Genomic DNA, 21973 nt, shown 5'->3' with positions numbered 1-21973 from the left:
TTGAGGGATTTCCATGCTCTTATTCTATATCCACTATAAATAGGGATTTCCAAAGGAACTTATCTACCATATGAAAGATTAATTCACCTATTACTATGGCAGAAATTAAATCCATGATAACATGCTGCTTTACAAAAAGAGTGGATAATATTATTATGATTGAAATAGAATAAACAAGGAATTTACTTAATATATTATGATTATTTTGAAAGTTTATTCCTTTAATCACTAGGTAGCAGGTTAATACATGTATACTAGGAAAACAATTAAAAGGCTTATCAAATCTATAGACTAACTCAGTTAATTTTATTAATAAATCATTTCCATAAAGTTCAGGCCTTGGGACTGTAGTTTGAAAGAAAAAGTAGGCTACATAGCATACAACTAATCCAATATCTATGCTTATTATGGTTTTATAATAGGTGTTTAAATCATTCATACATAAATACATTAAAACTAAAAATACATAAGGATACCACAGTAAATATGGTATTATGAATGCCTTTATAAAGGGTATATTTCTATCTATGCCTGTAATAATGGTAAAAACTCCCCTATGATTATTATTTAGCAGTTGATAACAAACATTTATTATTGGAATTGATAATAATGCTAATAAATGATTGGAATTACTTTTTACTCTTTCCATTTTAGCCTCCTGAAGGTATTATTTAACCATAAGCTTATTTTAATACTTCTTTCTTAATTATTATATTAAATATATCTTAAGAATTTATAAATTTTTTATACATTTTTAATTACATAAATTTTTAACAAGGTGCATATATTTTTTAAATATACGTGTTTATTCAATGTTATATCTTTTATAAACTAGAATGTTTTTCAGAATTTTGGTAAAATGTATAATAACGGGATCTACTTAATAATAAAAAAATGAGATAGGCGGTGGGGTTAAATGCATAAAAAGGAAATGATAGCTATGATTTTAGCTGGGGGACAAGGGACAAGACTTGGAACCCTTACAAAACAAAATGCTAAGCCAGCAGTACCATTTGGTGGAAAATATAGAATAATAGATTTCACATTAAGCAATTGTTCTAATTCAGGTATAGATACCGTTGGAATACCTACGCAATACCAACCTCTTATTTTAAGTTCCCATATAGGAATAGGTATTCCTTGGGATCTAGATAGAATAAATGGCGGAGTAACTTTGCTGCCACCTTATCAGACAAAAAGTGGAGGAGACTGGTACAAAGGTACAGCTAATGCAATTTATCAAAATATTAATTTTATAGATAAATTCAATCCAGAATATGTACTTATTTTATCCGGAGACCACATTTATAAAATGGATTATTCAAAGATGCTCAAATACCATAAGGAGAAAAAAGCGGATGCTACTATTGCTGTTATAGAAGTTCCTTTAGAGGAGGCAAATAGATTTGGCATAATGAATACAAAGGAAAATGGTGAGATTTATGAGTTTGAAGAAAAGCCTGAAAAACCTAAAAATAATTTAGCCTCTATGGGTATATATATATTTAACTGGAAAATATTAAAATCATTTTTAGAAGCAGATGAAAATGATAAAGAATCTAGTAATGATTTTGGTAAAAATATAATTCCTAATATGATTAATATGGACAAAAAAATTTATGCCTATGCTTTTAAAGGATACTGGAAGGATGTAGGCACCATAGAAAGTTATTGGCAGGCTAATATGGATCTTATCAATGACCATAAAGATTTAAATATATATGACAGCAGTTGGAAAATATATTCTGTAAACCCTATAAGACCTCCCCAGTATATTGGCAATGGAGCTATAATCAAAAATTCTTTAATAACAGAAGGATGCACAATACATGGGGAAGTTATAAATTCCGTTATTTTTCCAGGAGTTTTTATAGGTAAGAATGCTAAGGTTAGTGATTCTGTGGTTATGTCAAATTCTATAATAAATGAGAATACTTCTATTCAAAGGGCCATAGTTGGTGAGGAAGTGACTGTGGACAAAAATACAATCATAGGTGATGGTAATACTATAACTGTAATTAGTGAAGGGGAAAAAATTTTATAGAGAGGGTGAATTTTGTGTTAAATAATTATATGGGGATTTTAAATTTAGATGAAAATGAAGATAATATAAGACCTCTTACTATGTGTAGACCTCTAGCTTCTATACCTATAGGGGGCAGATATAGAATTATAGATTTTATACTTTCAAATTTAGTTAATGCTGGTATAGAAAATGTGGGGATTTTTACAAAAACAAATTCCAGATCTCTTTTAGACCATCTAGGGTCAGGAAAGCCTTGGGATTTAGATAGGAAGATAAGTGGATTATTTTTATTTAATTTTGGTCATATAGCTTCCTATGATGGAGATGTAGGGTCCTTAAGAAACAATATGGAGTATTTTACAAGAAGTAAGGAAAAGTATGTTATACTAGCCTCTTCAAATATGATTTGTAATATAGATTTTAGAGAGGCTGCAAAATGTCATGAGGAATCGGGAAAAGATGTTACTTTAATATACAAAACTATTCAGCATGGTGAAAATAGTTTTATCGGTTGTGATGCAATTAATCTTGATAAGGATAAAAATATAATAAGCATTGGTAAAAACATAGGAAAGGATAATGAATTAAACATTTTTACAGGAATGTATATTATGGAAAGGGAATTTATAATAAATATAATACACACCTGTTTACAAACTGGATGTGCAAAAAATATTAAAGATTATATAAAGAATAATCTTAAAAAAATAAATATTAACACCTATGAATTTAAAGGATATTTGCAATGCGTAAATTCTATAAACTCTTATTTTAAAGCTAATATGGACATGTTGTCTGAGGAAATAAGAAACGAATTGTTTTATAGGAATGGTTTAATTTATACTAAGGTAAAGGATGAAGCACCAACAAAATACAGCGATAATGCAAGGGTTTATAATTCACTGATAGCTAACGGATGTATAATAGATGCCTCAGTAAAAAACAGCATAATAGGAAGAAGAGTAATTATTGGAAAAGGTGCTGAAATAGAAAATTGTATTATAATGCAAGGGGCAGAAATACAAGAAAATGTAACATTAAAAAATGTAATTATTGATAAAAATAATATTATTGAAAAAGGAAAAGAATTAAAAGGAGATAGTGAGTTTCCATTAGTCATAGAGAAGAGAACATTAAGTTAGGAGTTGTTAGTAATGAAAGTACTTTTTGCAGCATCAGAAGTATATCCTTTTATGAAAACAGGAGGACTCGCGGATGTAGCCTATGCTCTTCCTAAAGCTTTGAGACAACTTGGAATAGATGTAAGGGTTATAATGCCCAATTATGGAGATATAAACGTTAGATATAAAGAAAGAATGGAAAAAATCTGTAGCTTTTCTGTACCAGTAGGTTGGAGAAATCAATATGCAGGTTTATTATATTTAGAAGAAGATGGAATTCCTTTCTATTTTATGGATAATGAATATTATTTCAAGAGGAATGAAGGATCTTATGGGTATTATGATGATGGAGAAAGATTTGCATATTTTTCTAGGGGGGTATTGGAATCTATTAAATATATAGAGGATTTCAAACCAAATATAATTCATTGTAACGACTGGCATACCGGTATAATTCCAGTACTACTTAGAGAACATTATAGTTCTGATGAAACCTATAAAAAAATTAAAACTATATTCACCATACACAATTTAAAGTATCAAGGCGCATTTGCTAAAGAAACATTGGGGGAGCTGCTATCCCTAGGAGAAAATTATTTTTCAGAAGATAAGTTAAAATATTATGATGGGATTTCCTTCATGAAAGGTGGAATAGTATTTTCAGACATAGTAACCACAGTAAGTGACACCTATGCAAAAGAAATAAAAACACCGGATTATGGTGAAGGACTTCATGGATTATTAAATGAAGTAGGTTATAAACTATATGGCATTACAAATGGTATAGACTATGATTTGTATAATCCTAAATATGATAAAGAAATAGACTTTAATTTTGATGAGAATAATATTGAATACAAGTGTAAGAATAAAATGGAATTACAAAAGAAATTGGGATTGCCTGTTAAAGAAGATATACCTATGATAGGAATAATATCAAGATTGGTTCAGCAAAAGGGCTTTGATTTGATATGCTCTGTTATGGATGAATTAATGAACTTAAATATGCAGTTAGTCATTTTAGGAACAGGAGAATCTAAATTTGAAGATATGTTTAAATATTATGCTAACAGATATCCTAATAAAGTATCCTCTAATATTTTTTTCAGCAATGAATTAGCTCAAAAGATATATGCTTCATCTGATATGTTTTTAATGCCTTCTCAATTTGAGCCCTGTGGTATAGGGCAGCTTATTGCTATGAGATATGGCAGTATACCTATAGTCAGAGAAACTGGAGGACTTAAAGATACTGTACATTCATACAATGAGTGTACAGGAGAGGGAAATGGATTTTCTTTTACAAATTATAATGCTTATGACATGTTATATACTATAAAAAGAAGCATTGATTTTTATAATAATAAAGATATATGGAATGGTTTGGTAAACAAATCTATGAGAGAAGATAATAGTTGGAATAAATCCGCTAATAAATATATAGAATTATATGATAAGTTACTATGGGGAAATTAATAGTGCTTCATATAGACTTGAAACATAGGAGGAGACTAAAATGAAGATATTGGTTTATGATGAATTAGACAAAAATTCTATTAAAGATATTGAAAAAGACGGAGAGAATAAAGTAGTAACTTTAAATAAGAATAATTTTGAAAAAGGTGACAAAGAATTACAGGATGCTGATATATTAATAGGCTGGGGAGACACTAATGATTTTACAGCAAGAAGAATAAGTATGAGTAAAAAATTAAAATGGGTTCATGTGCTGGCTGCAGGTGTTGATAAGCTGCCCTTTAAGGAATTAAAGGAAAAGAATATAAAGGTAACTAACTCAAGCGGAATACATGCTACACCTATATCAGAGCATGTATTTGCCACACTTTTATTTTTAGAAAAAAAATTAGATGTTTTATATAAGCAGCAATTAAATAAATGTTGGAGACAGCAGCCTATAGAAGAGCTTAAGGATAAAACCATGGCTATAATTGGTGTGGGACAAATAGGAAGAGAAATTGCAAGAAAAGCTAAAGCTTTTGATATGAGGGTTTTAGGCATAAAGAATACTCCTACACCTGTAGAATATGTAGATGAAATGTATTCAATGGATAACCTAAAGGAAGTGCTATGTAAATCCCATGTAGTAGTTATAGCTTTGCCATTAACAGAGGAAACAAATGGATTGTTTACTTTAGAAACTTTTAAAAGCATGAGAAGGGACGCCTATTTTATTAATATTGGCAGAGGAAAAATAGTCCATGAGGAATCATTAATTAAATCTCTGCAACAGGGAATAATAAAAGGAGCCTCTCTAGATGTGTTTCAAGAGGAACCCTTAGATAAAGATAGCCCTCTTTGGCATATGGACAATGTTATAATTACCCCTCATCAGTCAGGAAATTCTCCGCATTATATGGAAAGAGCAGTGAATATATTTATGGAGAATTTAGAAAAGATTAAAAATGGAGAGGAATTAATTAATTTAGTGGATTTAAATAAGAAATACTAGGAAATTTATCAAATGTTTTAGGAGAGAAAAATATGATTATAGGCATAGGAACAATTTATTTAAGAGCTAATTGGGTACATTCTTTAAAAGAGAAAAGAATGATAGTGAAAAGTATAACAGCTAAAGTAAGAAATAAGTTCAATGTATCTATAGCAGAAGTAGAAAATCAGGATATACACCAATCTATAGTTTTGGGAATAGCCTCCGTTAGCAATGATTCAAGGTATGCAAATAGTGTAATACAAAATGTACTAGACTACATTGAGAGTAATACAGAAGCAGTAGTAGAAGATATAACTATGGAGATATTATGAAAAGCAGTGATTTATTTCACTGCTTTTTATTAATAATTAAATAATAATTAAAAAAAGATTAAAAAACATATTTACTTATCCATAAAACTTTCATATGATAAATAAGGAGGGGCATACAGTTTACGGAGGTAATATACATGACTGAATGGTATAGTATTAGTTGGAATGATGTAGTAAAAAAATTAAATAGTAATGTTTATAGTGGATTAAATGATGATAAAATTGAAGAACTTCAAAGATTATATGGGAAAAATATTATAAATATTCCTAAAAGTAAAAACTTTATATCTATGTTTTTAATACAATTAGGTAAGTTATGGGTAATACTACTTTTAATTTCATTGATTATTTTTTTGTATCTAGGAGAAATAAAGGTTTTCGTACCTTTAGTTTTAATTTTATTTTTAAATGTATTATTTTTGGTAAAAGATGAATATAGAGAAGAAAAAAATTTAATGGAACTTGAAAAGTTAGATTCTCACTTTACTACTGTAATTAGGAATAGAAAAGAAGTAAAAATACCTTCTGAGGATTTAGTATTGGGCGATATTGTGGTATTAAACAAAGGGGATATAGTTCCAGCAGATCTTAGAGTTATCGAAAGTGATTCACTAAAAGTTAAGGAAGGTGCAGTTACAGGACAAGGATATACTATAGAAAAGTATAATACTAAAATTGAAGATTTAGAAATAAGTTTAAGTGAAATGAAAAATATTTTATTTAAATCTTCTGTAATAATAGAAGGAAGTGTTACTGCAATAGTAGTGGCCGCAGGAATGGATACTCAAATAGCCAATATAATAAGTATGCTTTTTGAAGAAAAGACAGAAAAGTATATGTTAAAAGATAAATTGCAAAAATTAATGAATAATTTTAGCAAAATGGTAGTTATAGTTACCACTGCAATTGCCATTTTCGATTTCCTTATAAAGAAAAATTTAGATTATATATTATATAACTCAGCATCTATCATAATAGCTTTTATGCCTGAAAATATATTTTTAATATTGATTATAACATCCTACATATTGTTAAAATACTTTAAAAAAAAAGGCGTATATTTTAAAAATTTATCTGTAATACAAAATTTATCCCAAATATCTTTAATATGTGATGATAAGGTGGGAGTATTTTCACAAAGGATCATGAAATTAGAGGATGTATATGTAAATGACAATATTATAAATTATAATAATATAAATTTAGAAGATGATAGTGAAAATAATGAAACAATAAAAAGAATGTTCAAAATTGGGCTTCTATGTAATGATACTAAGATAATAGAAGGACAATTATATAATGGGAAAGATGATTTAACAGAGATAGGTATTGTAAATTCAGTTTTTGATCTTGGCATGAGTAAAAAAACATTGGAAGCACATGAAGAAAGAATTTTTCAAATACCCTTTGATAGAGAAAGAAGAATTATGACCACTATTAATAGAGTTGAAGAAAATTACAGGGCCAATGTAAAAGGGGCAGTGGATGTTTTATTAAGCAAATGCACTCATATAATGAAGAATGGCATTGAAAAAGATATCACTGAAGAGGATATAAAAATAATTAAAAATGCAGATATAGCCATGTCAAAGAAGGGACTTTCTGTAATGGCCTTTGCCTATAGAAACTTTAATTATGAGCCAAGTCTTAAGGAAAATATAGAAAGCAATTTAGTATTTGTTGGATTAATGGGATTTAAAAATCCGCTTATGCCATCCATAAATAACTTAATAAAAAATTGCCAAGCCATGTGTATAAAGCCGGTAATAATTACTGAAGATAATAAAATAACTGCAGAAGCTTTTGGAAAGGATATAGGAATATTAAGAAGAAATAAAAGTATATTATCTGGTGTAGAAATAGATAACATGCCTGAAGAAGATCTTGAAAAAATTATTGAAAATGTAGGCGTATTTTCTAGAATAAATGCTAAAGATAAAGTTAGAATTGTTAAATTCTATAAAGAACATGACCACACAGTGCTTATGTCTGGTGGAAGAATTACAGATCTTCCTTATTTAAGAATGGCCAATGTGGGTATTGCTACAGGGAGTAGTAATATAGTAAAAAAATTATCGGATATTACATTGATGGAAAGAGGATTCGAAAACATATTACATATTATAAAACTCTCTAGAAAATTCATGAATAGCATAAGAAAGGTGATTATATATACATTTATTTGCTGCTTATGCCAATTTATGTACATACTATTAACGACTACTGCTGGATATAAATCTTTGCTGTCTCCTTTAAATATATTGTGGACAAACAGCATAACTGTTATTTTAGCCTCTATTAGTATAATGTTTGATTACCAACATGAAAACATTGATTATAAGCCAGATGTAATTGATGAATATTTATTAAAGAATAATTTAAGTAAGGTCTTATATAAAGGTATATTTATAGCTTCTATAGCTTTTATATCCTTATATTTTAATAAAAAAGCCCCAATTAATATAAGTGGCGGCATTGCATATTTTGTATTAAATTTAAGCTTGATAATTTATTCTGTTAGTTTTTCTGAAGGACATATATTTAAAAACAAAATTTCCAATGTAATCCTTCTATTAAATGTATTAATTCAAGTTGGTATTTTACTAGGAATTTGTAAAAGCAATATTATAGTATGAAAAAAATTTTGTGGTTTAAAACTCCAAGTTATTGGGCAAAATAATAACGTGGAGGTGCATTTTTTATGATAGAAAATGTATTTGAAACAATAATAATGGGAAGTAATACGGTGTTTCTGGATATACCAGAAGAAGAATATCTTTTAAAATATGCTTCTTTATCCTTGGACTCTGCTCAAAATTTAGCTGATTATTATTTTAAATATAGAGGAAGAAATGTTATGCCTAAAGTAAAAGATATAGATTTAGATTCAGATACCCATAGGGTAAAAATAACAGTGGAAGTAAATGCACATAAGGAAAATATTCATTCCAACAATGTGCTTAATAGCTTTTAAAACATATATGACTATGAATAAACCTGTTATATTTTATGCACTTTCCTTTTTTATTGGATGTGTTTCCGCGTTAACTTTTAACAATAGCCTGATTGTAGGTGCAGTAATAGCTGCATCTTTTTTGTCTATAGTGCATTTTACTAATAAACCTATATTTACCTTGTTTACTGCAGCATTTTTATTATGTGGTATTTTTAGCTTTAATATTTATTTTAATTTTTATAGTAAACATATAGATAAAATTAGAGTAGTAGAAATAAAGGATTATTATATTATGGGTAACTATAGGGGAAGAAATATACTATTAAAGGGAAATACAGAGGGATTAGAAGAAGGGCAGAAAATAAAAGTTCAAGGCAAATTTCAAGAAGATATAATCTATGAAAATGGCATAATAGGAAATTATAATATAGAACAATATGAAGATGTTAAAAAAGATTTTATATATAGATGTTATTACTTAAAGAGAAGAATAAAAAATCAGCTGTGTAAATATTTAGATGATGACAAAGTAGCCTTAATTATGTCTTTATGTTTTGGAGATACCAGTATGCTGTCTAGAGAAGATAAAAATAAATTAGGCAGACTTGGAGTAATACATGCGGTGAGTGTGTCAGGATTCCACTTGACTATAATATATAAAGTTATAGAATGTATAGCAGGCTTAAAACTAGCTTTATTATTTTCGCTTTTTTATGTAATATTTACTGGATTAAAATATTCAGCCATAAGAGCTCTTATAATGATTGTGATTTTAAAACTCTCCAAAATATTGTATAAAAATTATGATGGCCTATCTTCTCTATCTACAGCTTTCATAATAATATTAGCTTTTAAACCCTATTCTTTTTTGGAAGCAGGTTTTATGCTTTCTTTTCTTTCTACTCTAGGAATTATGCTATATAATACTAGAATAAAAAAAGCACTTTACCTTCTTCCAAATAAATTAAATGAATCCTTAAGTATAACATTAAGTTCTCAAATATTTTCTTTACCATACATTTCATTTACCTTAGGAAATTTTAGCTTGGGATTTATTCTAGGTAACTTATTTTTAATTCCCCTGTATGGAGCAATAGTTGTAATTGGAAACCTATCTTTGCTATTTATTAATTTTCAAACTATATTTAAATTCATTAATATTTTATTATATAATCTTTGTGTAGGAGTAGAAGGAGGAAACTATATTTTGTTAAAGTTTTGTCCACCTATGTCCTATTTAGGGGCTAGGGAAGGCCTATGCTTGATTATAATATACTTCAGCTATGTCATGTTAATACATGGTAAAGATAAGTTTAAGTATCTTCCTATAATGGCTGTGTCTACATTATTTCTAAGTTATTATACAATCTTTCCTGAGGTTCATTTTGTAAATTATCCTGGTGTTAATACAGCTATAATAAAATATAGCAGGCAATGCATAATGTTGTGTAACTACGATTTAGAAAATGGCAAAGAAGTTATAAATATAAAAGAAACATATAATCCCAATAGGATTATCACTAATAAAAGTGATAATTTTAAGGTTAAAATAAATAATTCTACAATAGAATTACTTAATAAAGGAAGTGAAATAAATGGTATATCTATAAAAAATCGTAAAGATAAATTGCTTTATTATGATATAATTAATAGGTGGGAAAATGAACATATTTCATACAAGATTATATTAGGTAAGGTTTGTAAATGGAGGTGAAATACACTCTTCTGAGTGAGAATTATGATTAATCTAACCCAATTTGAAGAAAACATAAAGAAAAATAAACTGGATAATTGCTATATATTTTGCGGTATAGATGAAGAATTAATAAAGGAAAGTATAAGATCTTTTATAGATAAGATTTTAGATAAGAATTTTATAGATTTAAATTATGTAAAATTTGATGGAGATAATTTATATAATTTTAGTGGAATCGTAAATGCCTGTGAAACCCTTCCATTTATAAGTGATAAAAAGGTTGTATTGGTATATAGAGCAAATTTTTTAGGAGAGGGAGAAGATAATACAAAAAAGAGATTATATAATGAATTTAAGGAATATATAGGTAACCTTCCATCTTCATCTATATTGATACTCTATTATATATTTAAAAATAAAAGGGAAAAACCAAGTTATAAAATACAAAAATTAAATAATAAGTGCACAGTAATAAAGGCAGATAAAATTTTTGGCAGACAACTTGAGGCTAAAGTTAAAAGTATATTTGAAAATAAAGGGAAAAATATAGGAAATGTGGAATTAAAATTATTCTGTTCAAATCTTCCAAGTGATATTGGAATTATAGAAAATGAAGTGGAAAAATTATGCTGCTATACTATGGATAGAGAAATAAAAAAGGAAGATATACATGATATGTATCCTACAAAAGGTGAGGAAGATATATTTGATTTGGTAGATTTAATAGGTGATAAAAAAGTAAAGGATGCAGTAGATACTTTAAATGGGCTTATTTATAAAGGCGAAAAAATACCTGAGATATTATATATGATAGAAAGGCAATTTAAATTATTGTATAGAATAAAAAATTCTATTGATAAAGGGAAAAATAAAAACTTTATAGTAAGTGACATAAAGCTTCCTTTATTCATATGTGAAAAGCTTATATCCCAAAGTAAAAAGTTTACTTTAAAGCAGATAAAAAAGGCCATAGACATATGCCTAAATGCAGAGGAGAAGATGAAGAAATCCTCTACAAGCAAAAAAGTTGAAATGGAATTATTGATTATAGAAACCATAGCAGGATAAATAAAAAACCGGTTAAAAAAACCGGTTTATTTATTAAGCATTTAAAGCGTTTACTCTTACTGCTAATTTTGACTTAGCTCTTGCAGCTTTATTTCTATGTAATACTCCCTTTGAAGCAGCCATATCCAAAGCTTTAGCAGTTGCTTTATATTCAGCTTTAGCTTCTTCAATATTGCCACTAGCAACAGCAGCTAAAGATTTCTTCATGGAAGTTTTTAAAGCTGATTTTATCATTCTGTTTCTTAAAGTTTTAGTTTCAATAACTTTTATTCTTTTTTTAGCTGATTTTATATTTGCCATTCTTTCACCCCCTTGTATTTTAATAGGGTCTCAGCAGTTTTGGGGAAACCTGCATATGAGTCTCAATTATTAACAAAGGTTATTATATCATTAAATTTAAAGTACTTCAAGTAGAATTTACCTTTAATTTAATAAGAATATGAATAAATATTATTGGAAAAACTATAATGAAAATACATATGGAAGGGAAGGAACTATATGCTAAGTGTAAGAACTGATTTAGCGGTAGAAGCCAAAGAGCTTTATGAAGAGAAAAGCAGCAGTAAAATTCCTGGAGTAGAAGTAAAGGAATATAGGGAAGGCTTAATAAAAATAACTGATGTTAAAGTGGTAAATGACGAAGGTGAAAAAGCTATGAATAAACCTAAGGGAAGCTATATTACTATAGATATCCCTGAAGTAAGTGGATATGATCAGGATACTATGGAAGAGATAAGTGAAGTCTTAGCAAAGGTACTATGTCCTTTAATAGAATTAGAGGACAATATGACAGCTATGGTGGTGGGCCTAGGTAACTGGAATGTAACTCCAGATGCTCTGGGACCTAAAGTAGTGAAAGGTTTAATGATAACAAGGCATTTAAAGGAATTGATTCCAGACCAAATAGATGAAGGTATAAGGCCGGTATGTGCTATTGCTCCAGGGGTATTAGGACTAACAGGTATTGAAACTGGTGAAATAATAAGGTCTATTGCTAGTAAAATAAAACCCAATTTAATAATATGCATTGATGCCCTTGCTTCAAGAAAACTTGATAGAATTAACAGAACAATACAAATTGGCAATACAGGCATATCTCCAGGTTCAGGAGTGGGCAATAAAAGAATGGAGATTAGTGAAAAAACTTTAGGAATACCCGTAATAGCTATTGGAGTGCCTACTGTAGTAGATGCAGCTACTATAGCAAATGACACTATAGATATGGTTATAGATGAGATGATAAATCAGGCTACTCAAGGCGGCAGTTTTTATAATATGTTAAAATCCCTGGATAGAAATGAAAAACAGAGAATGATAGAAGAAATATTAAACCCTTATGTTGGCAGCCTTATGGTTACTCCAAAGGAAGTTGATAGTGTTATAGATTCAGTATCAAAGATAATATCTACAGGAATAAATATTGCATTACAACCAGCATTAGATATAAAGGAAATTAATAATTATATAAGTTAGAACAGGTATATAAAAATTTATCCCCTCATATAATGATTAACAGATAAAATGTATTACATATGAGGGGGTGTATTATGGATTTTAAGGGACAGGAAAAAAATAAGATAAATTACTTAAAGAAGAAAAGTACACAGGACTCTAAAAGTAATATACTGATTTTTATTTTAACCCTATGCTTAACATTATTTATTATTTTACCTTTTATGGTTAAGGCAAATCCACAAGGGGAAGGCACCAGGGAAAACATGTTTTATGTGCAGGTGTTAAATAGTGAAATGTCACTGATTAAAGCTACAGTTTTTAATGAAGAAGACATAGCGGAAAGTAATTTTTCTATTAAAGGAAGCATATTTAAACTGTTTAATGTGGATATATCCAATCCAATAGCCTTAATAGGAAAGGAAATATCCTGTATAAGTATAGGAAACCAAGTAAATAAAGCTGGAGATAAATCCACAGACATATTATTTAATCCCTTTAAGTTAAATGACAAGTCAATAACTATTGATAATAACAGTGGTACTACTGATTTACCCAATACAACTGTAAGTTTATATGATCCTAAGCTTAAAAAGGAATTAAATAAATCTAAACCAGAGGTATTTATTTATCATACTCACACTACTGAAAGCTATAAGCCTGAAAACAACAATAGTTTAGATGAGACTAAAAATGTTTGTGCTATAGGAGATGCCTTAGCCAATGAACTTGAAAATAATTATGGTATAGCTGTTATTCATGATAAAACAGTACACGATGCTCAAGCCAGTACACAAAGCTATGAGAGATCATCAGCAACAGTAGATAAGTATCTAAAAAAATATGGTGACTTTAAACTTATAATTGATTTACATAGAGATGGAGTAGACAATAAAAATATTGTTACTACAAAAATGAATGGAGAAGATGTGGCCAAGATAATGTTTGTAATGTCACGTAAGAACCCCCATTATAAAAATAATTTAGCGGTGGTAAATAAGCTTTTAGAAATATCAGATAAGTTATATCCAAACCTTTCAAGGGGCATATATTATTACAATTATGGGACAAGATATTTCAACCAAAATAAGAGCAATAATTCTATATTGATAGAAGTTGGGGCTAACTCAAACAATTTTCAAGATGCCAAAAATGCTTCTAAGTATTTAGCTAGAATAATAGGAGAATATATAAATGGTAAAAAGTGAATAAGATTCATGTAAAAGGACATCCTTAAAATAGTGAAGAATTAAGAATGAAGAGTTAAGAAGTAATTTATGGGGTGTTTTTTTATGAGAAAAAGAAGTGTAATAATAACAACTATAATTTTTGTTAGTATAATTGCCGTTGGATTTATAAAGGTTACTAGCAGCCTTCCCAACTTTATAAAAAATAATTCTAATTTTAAGGTTTTTTATACTAATAAACCCTTTGATTTGACTTTTGAAACAGACAAATATGTGATATATATAAATGAGAAAGCCCTTCACAATATGAATAATAGTGTGAATTCAGTTTTTAATAATATAGTAGAAGGTACATCGAAAATAAGCAAAGACATAATTCAGGGGACTTATGATAAAATTAATAATACAGTAGAGAGATTTAGAGAAAGGACAGAGTAAAGAGCATAGAGATAATTATAAATCATAAATGTTAAAGAATAAATAATAAATATTGATAATTTTTCTCCATTATCATTAGGTCAAATTTTAAATTAAATTTATCTCTTATCCTTACCTATTATCTATTATCTATTATCTATTATCTATTATCTAACATATTGACATATCCCCTTAACATTGTGCTATAATTTACTTTGAATTATTCACAATGGAGGTATGTTTGATGCAGAGCAAAAGACAAAAGCATATAAGAAATTTTTCTATTGTTGCCCATATAGACCATGGTAAATCAACTCTTGCAGATAGATTATTAGAGAAAACAGGAACTCTTACAAAAAGAGAAATGGAAGAGCAGGTACTGGACACTATGGAACTTGAAAAAGAAAGAGGAATTACCATAAAGTCTCAGGCAGCTAGACTTATATATAAAAGAGAAGATGGAGAAGAATATATACTAAATCTTATAGATACTCCAGGACATGTAGATTTTAACTATGAGGTTTCAAGAAGTCTTGCGGCCTGTGAAGGTGCAATACTTGTAGTAGATGCTACACAAGGAATACAGGCACAGACTTTAGCTAATTGCTACCTTGCCTTAGATCACGATTTAGAGATTGTTCCAGTTATAAATAAAATAGACTTACCTAGTGCTAGACCAGAAGAAGTTAAAAAGGAAATTGAAGATGTAATAGGAATAGATGCCCATGATGCACCTTTAGTTTCAGCAAAAACTGGTTTAAATATAGAGGATGTATTAGAAGCTATAGTTGAAAAGGTACCAGCACCTTTAGGAGATGAAGATGCTCCTCTAAAGGCTCTAATATTTGACTCCTATTATGACAGCTACAAAGGAGTAGTTTCCCATGTAAGAATAAAAGATGGTACTGTAAAGCCTGGTACAAAAATTAAGCTTATGGCTACAGAAAAAGTTTATGATGTTATAGAAACAGGTGTGTTTGTTCCTCAGTATATGAAGGTTGATGAACTAAAAGCTGGGGACGTTGGATATATTACAGCTTCAATTAAAAATGTTAGGGATGCTCGTGTAGGAGATACTATAACAGAGTCAGACAGACCAGCAGATAAAGCTCTTGAAGGATATAGACCTGCTGTGCCTATGGTATTTAGTGGTATTTATCCTGTGGATGGAGCAAAATATGAGGAATTAAAAGAAGCTTTAGAAAAACTGCAGATAAATGATGCCGCGCTTTCCTTTGAACCTGAAACTTCTATAGCTTTAGGCTTTGGATTTAGATGTGGATTTTTAGGACTTTTACACATGGACATAATTCAGGAAAGAATTGAAAGAGAATTTAATTTAGATATAATTACTACAGCTCCATCAGTTATATATAAAATAGCAAAAACAGATGGTACTATACTTGATATTACCAATCCAACTAATTTACCAGATACAACAGAAATAGAGTATATGGAAGAACCAGTAGTAAAAGCGTCAATTATTACTCCTTCTGACTACGTAGGTACTATTATGGAACTTTGTCAAAATAGAAGGGGAACTTTTAAGGATATGCAGTATATTGAAACTACTAGAGTAGTTTTAAATTATGAAATTCCTTTAAATGAAATTATATATGACTTCTTTGATGCCTTAAAATCAAGAAGCAGAGGATATGCTTCTTTAGATTATGAACTTAAGGGATATCAAAGAGCACAACTTGTTAAACTTGATATACTTTTAAATGGGGATATAGTAGATGCTTTGTCTATGATAGTACCTGATGAAAGAGCTTATGCCAGAGGAAGAAGTATGGCTGAAAAATTAAAAGAAATCATTCCAAGGCAAATGTTCGAAATACCTATTCAAGCAGCTATAGGGTCAAAAATAATAGCAAGGGAAACTGTAAAAGCTCTTAGAAAAGACGTTTTAGCTAAATGTTATGGTGGAGACATATCAAGAAAGAGAAAGCTGTTAGAGAAGCAAAAAGAAGGAAAGAAGAGGATGAGGCAAATTGGTTCTGTGGAAATTCCACAGGAAGCATTTATGGCGGTGCTTAAAACAGAAGAATAATATGAAAAGTTAAGAGTAAAGGGGGGACCTCTTACTCTACTTTTTTTAGTGGACAATTGTCAACTAAAAAATTGTTCACAATTTTTTAAAATGGGGTGAATTCATGTATAGCGAAAATACAAATAAAGAAGTTGGTTTATATATTCACATACCCTTTTGCAAACAAAAATGTCTATATTGTGACTTCCCATCCTTTTGCGGGAAAGAAAATTTTATGTTGGATTATATAAAGGCTTTAGGAAAAGAGATAAATAGTTTGCCAAATAGGAAAATAGGAACTATATTCATAGGTGGTGGAACACCTACTTATTTGAATTTAGAATGTTGGAGAATATTAAAGGATTCCATTGATAGCTTAAATAAAGATGAGAATATTGAGTTTTCTGTGGAAATGAATCCAGGCACTGTGGATAAAGAAAAGTTAAAATTCTTAAAACGTATGGGTGTAAATAGACTAAGCATAGGACTACAGGCCTGGCAAAATAAATTACTTAAAAAACTAGGTAGAATACATCAGGTAGAAGACTTTATAGAAGTGTATAATGGAGCTAGGGAGGCAGGTTTTAATAATATAAATATAGACATAATGTTTGGCCTTCCTGATCAATCTATGAAGGATTGGAAGGAAACATTAGATAGAGTTGTGGAATTAAATCCAGAACATATATCCTGCTATAGCCTAATAATAGAAGATGGAACAGCTTTTCATAGATTATATGAAAAGGGAATGTTAAATATTCCTTCTGAAGAAGTTGAAAGAGATATGTATTCATATTGCATTAAGTTTTTAAAGGATAAGGGTTATAATCAATACGAGATATCCAATTTCTCGAAGAAAGATAAAGAATGTAAACATAATCTTATATACTGGGAGTTAAAAGAATATATTGGTTGTGGAGCTGCAGCTCATTCATATATTGATGAAGTTAGGTATAGGCATACAGAAGATATTGAAAAATATATTTATGATATAAATAATAATGAGGATATAAGACTGGATTTGCATAAAAATTCTTTAAATGATGATATGGAAGAGTTTATGTTTATGGGACTAAGAAAAACAAAGGGAATAAATATTGATGAATTCCAAACTAAATTTAACAGAAGTATAATAGATGTGTATGGAGAAACAATAAATAAATATTTAAAAAATAATCTTTTAATAATGGATGAAGGCAATATATCACTATCTCCAAGGGGCATAGATATTTCTAATAGTATAATGTGCGATTTTATCTTAGAATAGCCTAAATAGATATTCATAGATATATGGAGTATTAATAAGAAATTATTAAAAATACGCAATAAAATGAATGTAAATAGCAAAATATAATCATATTAATATTAAAATAAGTTTGACAAATATAAAATAGAATGATATTTTTTAATCATAGCAGTTAGCACTCAACAAGAGTGAGTGCTAATAAATGAGGTGATTATGTGGAAATGGATAAAAGGAAAATAAGAATACTTCAGGCTATAATACAGGATTATATTAATACAGCTGAGCCTGTAGGTTCCAGGACCATAGCAAAAAAGTATGATTTAGGTATAAGTTCTGCGACAATTAGAAATGAAATGTCAGATTTAGAGGATATGGGATATCTTGAACAATTACACAGTTCTTCTGGGAGAAAACCATCTGATAAAGGATACAGACTTTATGTAGACAATTTTATGCAATTGCATAAACTATCACCATTGGAGGAACACATAATAAAAACCCATATATTAAATTCTGCTTTATATGAAGCGGATAAGGTAATAAAGCAAGCTACTACACTTCTTGCAGAGTTGACAGGACTTACTTCTATAGTTAAATCACCTTCAAGTAAGAAAAGTTGTATTAAGGCTGTACAGCTTATGAATATTGATAGCAATAATATTTTATCTGTAATAATAACAGATACCAGTATTATAAGAAATAATGTAATAAGATTAAAGCAAAGCGTAAGCACTGATGTTTTAGCTAAATTAAGCAATATTTTAAATGCAAGGCTTAATAATTTAACTGTGGAAGAGATAAATTTAGAAGTTATAAACAATTTAAGAAATGATTTTAGGGGATATGAAGATATATTTAATGCCATAATACCAGCTCTTTATGAGAGTTTAAATAGCATAGATACTTCTGATATTTATTTAGAAGGTACTACCAATATATTTAATTATCCAGAATACAATGACATTGAAAAGGCTAAAAATTTCTTGTCTTTAATTGATAATAAAGATAAGATTAAAAATTTAATAAATAGTAGTGATAGTATAACTATAAAAATTGGAGAAGAAAATTTTATAGAAGATGCCAAAGACTGTACTGTAATATCAGCAGTATACAGTTTAAAGGATAAACCTCTTGGGACTATAGGGGTTATTGGACCAACAAGAATGCCATATTCTAAAGTTATATCTATATTAGAGGAAATAGTAAATGAGGTAAATAATATTTTAAATAATGAATATAATGATTGATTGTAATATGATTGATGAATATGGTGGCTAGGAATTGGTATGTAAAGAAGAATGGAGGCATAAAGTAATGGGAAAAGATAAAAATGATTGCTCAGAAGAAAATTTGAAAGATGAAAAACTTTCAGAGGAAAAAGCTAATGCGGAAGATATGCAAGATGAAACTTTAGACCAGGCAGAAAAAAATAAACAGACAGAAAAAAATGAAGATGAAGAATCTGAAAAAATCAATAGTGAGGACAATGACATAAATGCTATGAAAAAATTAAAAGACGAAAATAAAAGACTAAATAATGAATTGGATACTTTAAAAGATAGGCTTGCAAGAACCGTAGCTGAATATGATAATTATAGAAAAAGAACAGCTAAAGAAAAGGAGGGAATCTACACAGATGCCTGTGAAGATGTTTTAAAGCTTATGCTTCCTGTACATGATAACTTAGAAAGAGCATTAGCTGCTGAAGGAAATATTGAGGACTTGAAAAAGGGTGTAGATATGACAGTTAAGCAGTTTAATGATTCTTTAGAAAAATTAGGAGTTGAAGAAATTTCAATAGAAGGTGGATTTGACCCTAACTTCCATAATGCAGTTATGCATGTAGATGATGAAAATTATGAAAAAAATGTAGTGGTTGAAGTATTTCAAAAGGGGTACAAAAGAGGAGAAAGAGTTTTGAGACATAGCATGGTTAAAGTTGCTAATTAGTCTTTAAATAGAAAAAATCTATTTAATATATATTGAAACATTATAGTAAAGGTAATTATAAGGAGGTAGTTTATATGTCAAAAGTAATAGGTATCGATCTAGGTACTACAAATTCATGCGTAGCAGTTATGGAAGGTGGAGAAGCAGTAGTTATTACAAACTCAGAGGGAGCAAGAACAACACCATCAGTTGTATCATTTCAGGCTAATGGTGAAAGACTTGTAGGGCAAGTTGCTAAAAGACAGGCAATTACAAACCCAGATAAGACAATAATTTCAATAAAGAGACAAATGGGAACAAATCATAGAGTAAATATAGATGGAAAAGAATATACACCACAGGAAATTTCAGCTATGGTACTTCAAAAATTAAAAGCTGATGCTGAAGCTTATCTTGGAGAGACAGTAACTCAAGCGGTAATAACAGTACCTGCTTACTTTAATGATAGCCAGAGACAAGCAACTAAAGATGCTGGCAAAATAGCTGGACTTGAAGTTTTAAGAATAATAAACGAGCCAACAGCAGCATCACTTGCTTATGGCATGGATAAAATGGATAGTAATCAAAAGATATTTGTATATGATTTAGGTGGAGGTACTTTCGATGTATCTATACTTGAACTTGGAGATGGAGTATTCGAAGTTAAGTCCACTAATGGTAATACAAAACTAGGTGGAGATGATTTTGACCAGAAAGTAATGGATTATATAGCTGATACATTTAAAGCTGAAAATGGTATTGATTTAAGAAATGATAAGATGGCTCTTCAAAGATTAAAAGAAGCTGCTGAAAAAGCTAAAATTGAATTATCATCATCAACTCAGACAAATATAAATTTACCATTTATTACAGCTGATGCTACAGGTCCAAAGCACATAGATATGAACTTAACAAGAGCTAAATTCAATGAATTGACTCATGATTTAGTAGAAGCTACTATAGAGCCAATGAAAAAAGCTCTTAAAGATGCTGGACTTTCAATTAATGAAATAGATAAGATTTTATTAGTAGGTGGTTCTACAAGAATTCCAGCAGTTCAAGAAGCTGTTAAGAACTTTACAGGAAAAGAACCTTCAAAAGGAGTTAACCCAGATGAATGTGTTGCAGTAGGTGCTGCAATTCAAGCAGGAGTTTTAACAGGAGATGTTAAGGACGTATTACTTCTTGATGTTACACCATTAACTCTTGGTATTGAAACCCTAGGAGGAGTTTCTACTCCATTAATAGAAAGAAATACAACAATACCAACAAGAAAGAGTCAGGTTTTCTCTACAGCTGCAGATGGTCAGACTTCTGTTGAAATTCACGTAGTTCAAGGTGAAAGACAAATGGCTGCGGATAACAAGACTTTAGGAACATTTACTTTATCAGGAATAGCTCCAGCTCAGAGAGGAATTCCACAGATAGAAGTAACTTTCGATATAGATGCCAATGGCATAGTTAATGTTTCAGCAAAGGATAAAGGAACAGGTAAAGAAGCTAATATTACTATTACTGCTTCAACTAACTTAAATGATGATGAAATTGAAAAGGCAGTAAATGATGCTAAGAAATTTGAAGAAGCAGATAAGAAGAGAAAGGAATCTATAGAAGTTAAGAATAATGCTGATCAGATATCGTACCAGACTGAGAAGACATTAAAAGAATTAGGAGATAAAGTATCAGCAGAAGATAAGGCAACTGTAGAAGAAAAGTTAAAGGCTTTAAATGCTGTTAAAGAAGGAACAGATACTGAGGCTATAAAGAAAGCTACTGAAGACTTAACTCAAGCTTTCTATGCAATTTCATCAAAAGTGTACCAGCAAGCTGGAGGAGCTCAGGGTGCAGGCCCTGACCCAAATAACATGGGAGGAGCAAACCAAAGCGCAAACAATGGTTCAAAAGATGATAATGGTCCAAAGGATGATAATGTAGTAGATGCTGATTATAAAGTAGAAGATGACAAATAATTAATAATTATTTGTTAAACAAACTTCTTTAAAGTATCATATAATAGTAGTGTAGAATTAAGGGATGAGGAAACCTCTTCCCTTAATTT

General features: G+C 29.5%; 19 protein-coding genes. 17 read left to right on the top strand and 2 right to left on the bottom strand.

The genetic code is table 11. From position 1 onward, the window contains the following. Positions 1–19 precede the first annotated feature (19 nt). The gene (locus CLLI_RS12175) at positions 20–649 is read right to left on the bottom strand and encodes a phosphatase PAP2 family protein (protein ID WP_106064479.1); all 630 of its coding nucleotides are present in this window, start codon (positions 647–649) and stop codon (positions 20–22) included. 267 nt (positions 650–916) lie between these two features. Between CLLI_RS12175 and CLLI_RS12170 the strand changes: the two genes are divergently transcribed. The 9 genes from CLLI_RS12170 (at position 917) to holA (ending at position 11651) form a co-directional block, all read left to right on the top strand. Continuing rightward, positions 917–2044, top strand: coding sequence for a glucose-1-phosphate adenylyltransferase (locus CLLI_RS12170; protein WP_106064478.1), 1128 nt, complete (start codon positions 917–919; stop codon positions 2042–2044). Between the two features lie 14 nt (positions 2045–2058). Then, a complete protein-coding gene (glgD, locus tag CLLI_RS12165; protein ID WP_106064477.1) occupies positions 2059–3168 on the top strand; it encodes a glucose-1-phosphate adenylyltransferase subunit GlgD in 1110 nt (369 codons plus the stop codon). 12 nt (positions 3169–3180) lie between these two features. Further along, positions 3181–4623 carry a glycogen synthase GlgA gene (gene glgA, locus CLLI_RS12160; RefSeq protein ID WP_106064476.1) on the top strand — a complete coding sequence of 481 codons (1443 nt, stop codon included), beginning with the start codon at positions 3181–3183 and terminating at the stop codon, positions 4621–4623. 40 nt (positions 4624–4663) lie between these two features. Beyond that, a complete protein-coding gene (locus tag CLLI_RS12155; RefSeq protein ID WP_106064475.1) occupies positions 4664–5617 on the top strand; it encodes a D-2-hydroxyacid dehydrogenase in 954 nt (317 codons plus the stop codon). Between the two features lie 32 nt (positions 5618–5649). Then, entirely contained in the window at positions 5650–5931 is a 282-nt protein-coding gene (locus tag CLLI_RS12150; protein WP_106064474.1) for a DUF503 domain-containing protein, read from the top strand. Between the two features lie 137 nt (positions 5932–6068). Next, the gene (locus CLLI_RS12145; RefSeq protein WP_106064473.1) at positions 6069–8567 is read left to right on the top strand and encodes a P-type ATPase actuator domain-containing protein; all 2499 of its coding nucleotides are present in this window, start codon (positions 6069–6071) and stop codon (positions 8565–8567) included. Between the two features lie 65 nt (positions 8568–8632). After that, positions 8633–8905 (top strand): hypothetical protein, encoded by a 273-nt coding sequence (locus CLLI_RS12140; RefSeq protein WP_106064472.1) that lies wholly within the window; start codon positions 8633–8635, stop codon positions 8903–8905. Next, entirely contained in the window at positions 8856–10601 is a 1746-nt protein-coding gene (locus tag CLLI_RS12135) for a ComEC/Rec2 family competence protein (RefSeq protein WP_106064471.1), read from the top strand. The genes CLLI_RS12140 and CLLI_RS12135 overlap by 50 nt, the downstream gene beginning before the upstream one ends. Positions 10602–10625: 24 nt before the next feature. Then, positions 10626–11651 (top strand): DNA polymerase III subunit delta, encoded by a 1026-nt coding sequence (gene holA / locus CLLI_RS12130; protein WP_106064470.1) that lies wholly within the window; start codon positions 10626–10628, stop codon positions 11649–11651. A 33-nt stretch (positions 11652–11684) separates the two neighbouring features. Here the strand turns inward: holA and rpsT are convergent, their stop codons facing one another. Beyond that, positions 11685–11951 (bottom strand): 30S ribosomal protein S20, encoded by a 267-nt coding sequence (gene rpsT / locus CLLI_RS12125; protein ID WP_106064469.1) that lies wholly within the window; start codon positions 11949–11951, stop codon positions 11685–11687. A gap of 198 nt (positions 11952–12149) precedes the next feature. On the opposite strand from rpsT, the gene gpr reads away from it, so the two are divergent. The 8 genes from gpr (at position 12150) to dnaK (ending at position 21884) form a co-directional block, all read left to right on the top strand. After that, complete coding sequence (gene gpr / locus CLLI_RS12120; protein ID WP_106064468.1) at positions 12150–13124, top strand: GPR endopeptidase; 975 nt, start codon at positions 12150–12152, stop codon at positions 13122–13124. Positions 13125–13228: 104 nt separating this feature from the next. Then, a complete protein-coding gene (locus tag CLLI_RS12115) occupies positions 13229–14311 on the top strand; it encodes a stage II sporulation protein P (protein ID WP_170063731.1) in 1083 nt (360 codons plus the stop codon). Positions 14312–14395: 84 nt separating this feature from the next. Then, on the top strand, positions 14396–14728 hold the full coding sequence (locus CLLI_RS12110; protein ID WP_106064466.1) for a hypothetical protein: 333 nt from the start codon (positions 14396–14398) through the stop codon (positions 14726–14728). 223 nt (positions 14729–14951) lie between these two features. After that, a complete protein-coding gene (lepA, locus tag CLLI_RS12105; RefSeq protein ID WP_106064465.1) occupies positions 14952–16760 on the top strand; it encodes a translation elongation factor 4 in 1809 nt (602 codons plus the stop codon). 103 nt (positions 16761–16863) lie between these two features. Further along, entirely contained in the window at positions 16864–18006 is a 1143-nt protein-coding gene (hemW, locus tag CLLI_RS12100; protein WP_106064464.1) for a radical SAM family heme chaperone HemW, read from the top strand. 194 nt (positions 18007–18200) lie between these two features. Next, entirely contained in the window at positions 18201–19232 is a 1032-nt protein-coding gene (gene hrcA / locus CLLI_RS12095; RefSeq protein ID WP_106064463.1) for a heat-inducible transcriptional repressor HrcA, read from the top strand. Between the two features lie 67 nt (positions 19233–19299). Further along, positions 19300–19935: a nucleotide exchange factor GrpE gene (gene grpE / locus CLLI_RS12090; RefSeq protein WP_106064462.1), complete on the top strand. Its 636-nt coding sequence runs from the start codon at positions 19300–19302 to the stop codon at positions 19933–19935. A 74-nt stretch (positions 19936–20009) separates the two neighbouring features. Then, complete coding sequence (gene dnaK / locus CLLI_RS12085; protein WP_106064461.1) at positions 20010–21884, top strand: molecular chaperone DnaK; 1875 nt, start codon at positions 20010–20012, stop codon at positions 21882–21884. The last annotated feature ends 89 nt before the right edge of the window (positions 21885–21973 follow it).

Source organism: Clostridium liquoris, assembly GCF_002995785.1.
GTDB classification, from domain to species: Bacteria; Bacillota; Clostridia; order Clostridiales; family Clostridiaceae; genus Clostridium_AO; species Clostridium_AO liquoris.
The sequence above is the reverse complement of the archived record's forward strand: the minus strand, read 5'-3'. Positions and strand labels throughout refer to the sequence as shown.

What these genes read in the sequence shown, in the direction of transcription:
- CLLI_RS12175 (WP_106064479.1), bottom strand. Translation starts at nt 649, where the DNA reads ATGGAAAGAGTAAAAAGTAATTCCAATCATTTATTAGCATTATTATCA.
- CLLI_RS12170 (WP_106064478.1), top strand. Translation starts at nt 917, where the DNA reads ATGCATAAAAAGGAAATGATAGCTATGATTTTAGCTGGGGGACAAGGG.
- glgA (WP_106064476.1), top strand. Translation starts at nt 3,181, where the DNA reads ATGAAAGTACTTTTTGCAGCATCAGAAGTATATCCTTTTATGAAAACA.
- CLLI_RS12155 (WP_106064475.1), top strand. Translation starts at nt 4,664, where the DNA reads ATGAAGATATTGGTTTATGATGAATTAGACAAAAATTCTATTAAAGAT.
- CLLI_RS12150 (WP_106064474.1), top strand. Translation starts at nt 5,650, where the DNA reads ATGATTATAGGCATAGGAACAATTTATTTAAGAGCTAATTGGGTACAT.
- CLLI_RS12145 (WP_106064473.1), top strand. Translation starts at nt 6,069, where the DNA reads ATGACTGAATGGTATAGTATTAGTTGGAATGATGTAGTAAAAAAATTA.
- CLLI_RS12140 (WP_106064472.1), top strand. Translation starts at nt 8,633, where the DNA reads ATGATAGAAAATGTATTTGAAACAATAATAATGGGAAGTAATACGGTG.
- CLLI_RS12135 (WP_106064471.1), top strand. Translation starts at nt 8,856, where the DNA reads ATGCACATAAGGAAAATATTCATTCCAACAATGTGCTTAATAGCTTTT.
- holA (WP_106064470.1), top strand. Translation starts at nt 10,626, where the DNA reads ATGATTAATCTAACCCAATTTGAAGAAAACATAAAGAAAAATAAACTG.
- rpsT (WP_106064469.1), bottom strand. Translation starts at nt 11,951, where the DNA reads ATGGCAAATATAAAATCAGCTAAAAAAAGAATAAAAGTTATTGAAACT.
- gpr (WP_106064468.1), top strand. Translation starts at nt 12,150, where the DNA reads ATGCTAAGTGTAAGAACTGATTTAGCGGTAGAAGCCAAAGAGCTTTAT.
- CLLI_RS12110 (WP_106064466.1), top strand. Translation starts at nt 14,396, where the DNA reads ATGAGAAAAAGAAGTGTAATAATAACAACTATAATTTTTGTTAGTATA.
- lepA (WP_106064465.1), top strand. Translation starts at nt 14,952, where the DNA reads ATGCAGAGCAAAAGACAAAAGCATATAAGAAATTTTTCTATTGTTGCC.
- hemW (WP_106064464.1), top strand. Translation starts at nt 16,864, where the DNA reads ATGTATAGCGAAAATACAAATAAAGAAGTTGGTTTATATATTCACATA.
- grpE (WP_106064462.1), top strand. Translation starts at nt 19,300, where the DNA reads ATGGGAAAAGATAAAAATGATTGCTCAGAAGAAAATTTGAAAGATGAA.
- dnaK (WP_106064461.1), top strand. Translation starts at nt 20,010, where the DNA reads ATGTCAAAAGTAATAGGTATCGATCTAGGTACTACAAATTCATGCGTA.